This window comes from Bacillus sanguinis, assembly GCF_018332475.1.
Taxonomy (GTDB): domain Bacteria; phylum Bacillota; class Bacilli; order Bacillales; family Bacillaceae_G; genus Bacillus_A; species Bacillus_A sanguinis.
Map to the genome: position 1 here is coordinate 1 of NZ_BOQB01000313.1, position 4,124 is coordinate 4,124.

The window sequence follows — 4,124 nt, forward strand, 5'->3', positions numbered from 1 at the left end:
TAGGACGTCGCCAAGCAACTAAAAACACAAGTCTTTTGACTTGTGTTTTTTCGTGTTTAGTAAACAATATTATACTGTTTCAATTATAGACGAACGTTGTATTCTGATTTCTTAATGATGGATACAGGTTCATCCTACGCATTGAATATAAAACTATAATCGTTATTTGGCAATATTAGTTTAGTTTCTAATTCATAATAAATGTGACTGGGGCATATTGCGTTTTTTAAATCATCAATTACTAACCGGGCAAGATAATGAGGAGAATCACTAAATTGCCAAGCTGTAACAAATCCTGGTTTTTACGGTTTCCCCAATAAGTATCCCAATTACCTCACTTTAATAAATAGTTTAGTCTCTTTATAATTCTTGGGGAAGGTCTTTATATGCTATGTCTTTGTACGCATTTGAAACTTGTATCTGTGTGTCGCGAATTAAGAAAGATAGTGTGTTTGGAATGAATATGGTTTATAAAAATATACGATCCCTATACAGCATTGTCCAGTAGACATCTAGATTAATGGAGGGATGTTTAATTTTTAAATTGTGCCGTACGGTAAAGGTTAAAATTGCTTGAAGGATATTCGGAGGGATTGCTACTATGCTATATTCAAGTAAAACAGAGATGAAATGGATAAAAAACCGATATTTCAACTTGAATATCGGTTTAATAATATGTGACTTATATGAATCTATAGCAATACGAAAAGTGTAAATAAGACAGCTAACAAAATGCGATAGTATGCAAAAGGTTTTAAACCTATCTTCTCTAAAAGCTTCAGAAAAGTTACTACTGCTAGCATTGCTACTATAAAAGAGGTAATGAACCCTACTGCAAACATAGGGATATCATTGACACTTAAATACTTCCAGCTTTTTAGTAAGTCTAAGCTTGTAGCCCCAACCATTACAGGAAGAGCTATTAGAAAAGAGAACTCTGATGCAGTCTTGTAATTTACTTTTGCTAATAGACCTCCAGAGATAGTAGAGCCAGCTCTAGAAAAGCCAGGGTATACTGCTAAACATTGAAATAATCCAATTGTTAATGCTTGACGGTATGTTAAATCATCCAGTGAGCAGGCGGTTTCCTCTTGCTTTTTTACTTCTGCAAAGATCATAAGAATTGCCCCTGCTACAAGTCCAATCACAACAGTGTATGGCTGAAATAAGTAAGTTTTAATAACATCATGTAGTAGCAAACCAGCAACTACTGCCGGAAATACGCCAAGAAATACATGGAACGCGTTGAATTTTTTCTCTTTCCGTAGAAGAGGCTTAATATTACATAAAGAAACGAGACGTTTATGATATAAAATTGCAATAGCTAAAATTGCGCCTAGCTGAATAACAATTTCAAACGTTTTTGCTCTTTCTCCTTCAAATCCTAATAAATGCCCGACTAATATAAGATGACCAGTAGAAGAGATAGGTAAAAATTCAGCTAACCCCTCTACAATACCGAGTATGAAGGCAGTAATGATATCGCTCATAATTTCACTCCTATAAATTAATGAATGTCTACTCTCTTAAAATAGAATAGTGTTGCAATAAATCCGAAAACTGCTGTTGCTGCAATGATCATATAAGAATACTCTGGTGGATATGTGGGTTGTAATTCATTATTTGCAATATCTAGAGTAGCGGTCCACGGAAATAAATCTTTATGTTTAGAGTTCACGAGCATAAGATTCATCATTGTAATAATGACTGTTAATATAATAGGCGGTACATAGCTCTTCATTACAAGAGTTAATAGCACAATAGGTGAAGACAATAGAAAGAGAAGTCCACCACATATTAAAAATTTTAGGAAAGAACCTAAAAGTAAAGTAGTGTTAAAACCAGGGAAGTTCCCCAATAGCCCTAATATTAAAGTAAGCGACCAAGCGACTAAAGTTAGCATCATGATCCAAAGGAAGAGAACGATGAACTTACTTATAATAAAGCTAATGCGCGACACGGGGAGAGTTAGTAAATTTTTTAGTGTATCTTCTGCATATTCGCGGGTAAACAGATAAGCAACAACTACTCCGTATAAAGGGAATCCTATAACTAAAGTAGTATATAAGTTAACGTCAGTGAATAACTGGTGGAACCAAATAGTCGGAGTTGGCTGTTTTGTTTTTATATGTATATAAGAGGCTACTACGACTAAGAAAGGTGCGACACCAGCCCCAATAATGCTAATTAAAAACATATTAGAGCGTTTTAGTTTTAATAGTTCTGTATAGAGTAGATTAACCAATTGTTCCACCTCCAACTAGTTTGGTGAAATAATCTTCTAATCTGTCTTCACTGATCATCATTTTTAATACTTCAATATCATTTAGAACGAATGTTCCGTTGATGTATCCTTGTTGCCCGAAATGAGAGTAAATGCGAATATTCCCTTCATCATGTACCTCATAATCGAAAGTTTGAAATTGATTTTCTAATAGCATCGTAGCCTTATTGTCATTATTCACCTGAAATTCTATGTATTTACGGTTTGCTTTGCGTAGCGTATCAAGAGAAACTTCTTCTAGTAACTTTCCTTCGTGAATAATTCCGATACGATCGACTAACTGTTCTACCTCGGCTAATATGTGACTAGAAATGAGTATCGTTATATTCCTTTCTTGAGCTAAAGAATGAATAAGTTTTCGCATTTCTTTAATCCCGATGGGGTCTAGTCCGTTAGTTGGTTCATCTAATAATGGAGGTAAGTGGTGTTCGTATATCGTGCGAGATACTAGACAGAAGTTTTTTTCTAGATTCCTCAGACCTCTTTGCTTCAATCCGAACCTTTTCTAATTCAGCTATTAGTTCGTTTATTGAAAAAAACGATATTATGTAATGAACGATCATTGCTTGTAAATAATCTTGCTTGTAAATTACCTTTTAGTACACGACTTAATTTAGCATCTATTGATTTGCGGTGCTGAATGAATTGTATTCTTGAAAAGAAGAGATACATTGTAATTAAGATAAGGGTAATAAATAAAGATATTTTTACTCTTGGGTCCATTTGTATATTTAAAAGCCCGCAAATGATAAGTTGTAATGAAATAAGGAAAAGGGTTTTATCAGTCTTCAAGCTGTTCACCTACAAACTTATAACCAATTCCCCATACAGTTTGAATGAATTTTGGGTTGGAAGGATCGACTTCTATTTTCTTTCTAAGTTTTCGAATATGTACCATAACGGTATTGTCATCTTCTATATAATTATTGTCCCACACATTTCGGAAGAGCTGTGTTTTTGTAAATACTTGCCCTGGATTTGAAGTGAAGAATTTTAATAGTTCCAGTTCTTTTCCGGTTAAGTTAATTTCTTCTTTGTTTGTATGAACTGTATATGTATTTAAATCGATCAATAGGCCGTTAAAAGTTAGAGTTGTTTTCTCTTGTATATTAGTGTCACTTCCAAGAACTAAAGAACGCCGCATAAGAGCTTTTACACGTGCAATGACTTCATGAATACTGAAAGGCTTTGCAATGTAATCATCAGCACCAATGCTTAAACCTAAAATTTTATCAACTTCATGATCTTTAGCGGTTAGCATTAATATCGGTACGTTCTTTTTATCTCTAAGTTTTCTGCATACTTCGATACCATCTACTTTCGGCATCATAAGGTCTAATATAACGAGGTTATAATTGTTTTGATTAAATAATTGTAAGGCTTCATCGCCATTAATCGCAGTATCTACCATATATAATTCTCGTTCCAAATATATTTTTAATAAATTTCGGATTTCTTTATCATCGTCTGCTATAAGGATACGTATATCTTTCATATCTTCACCTGCTTCTAATGGATTTCATTGATGGTACAACAACCCTCTAATTATATACTAGTATTTGTTAAAATAAGGTTAATAGTTTTGGTGGAGTGAAATATCCACGCAAATTAAGCCTAGGGTCAAAGTAAATTGAATATGTTTTGCGAGAATAAATTAAAGAGAAGCAGAAGGTAGTTTTCGTTAATGAATTTTTGTAGGGATGTATATAGCTAAAAGAGCGTAAAAACATTTAATTGAATATCTTTATAAAAAGGTATTGACGATTTTATCTTAGAGGTGTAATATAGGACAAGTCGCCGATGCAATAACGCAGAACGCGGCAAACAAAATGAAAAACTT

3 protein-coding genes and 2 pseudogenes are annotated in these 4,124 nt (G+C 33.6%); all 5 read right to left on the bottom strand.

Features of this window, described 5'->3' with window-relative positions:
• Positions 1 to 692: 692 nt before the first annotated feature.
• On the bottom strand, positions 693 to 1,490 hold the full coding sequence (gene uppP, locus KI369_RS24785) for an undecaprenyl-diphosphate phosphatase (protein ID WP_212957911.1): 798 nt from the start codon (positions 1,488 to 1,490) through the stop codon (positions 693 to 695).
• Positions 1,491 to 1,507: 17 nt separating this feature from the next.
• Positions 1,508 to 2,245, bottom strand: coding sequence for an ABC transporter permease (locus KI369_RS24790; protein ID WP_212957913.1), 738 nt, complete (start codon positions 2,243 to 2,245; stop codon positions 1,508 to 1,510).
• A pseudogene (locus KI369_RS24795) lies at positions 2,238 to 2,708 on the bottom strand (ABC transporter ATP-binding protein); the annotation flags it as partial. The gene KI369_RS24790 and the pseudogene KI369_RS24795, both read right to left, overlap by 8 nt.
• Positions 2,692 to 3,076: pseudogene (locus KI369_RS24800) on the bottom strand (sensor histidine kinase); the annotation flags it as partial. The pseudogenes KI369_RS24795 and KI369_RS24800, both read right to left, overlap by 17 nt.
• Positions 3,066 to 3,779, bottom strand: a complete 714-nt coding sequence (locus tag KI369_RS24805; RefSeq protein ID WP_212957922.1) for a response regulator transcription factor — start codon at positions 3,777 to 3,779, stop codon at positions 3,066 to 3,068. The gene KI369_RS24805 and the pseudogene KI369_RS24800, both read right to left, overlap by 11 nt.
• Positions 3,780 to 4,124 lie beyond the last annotated feature (345 nt).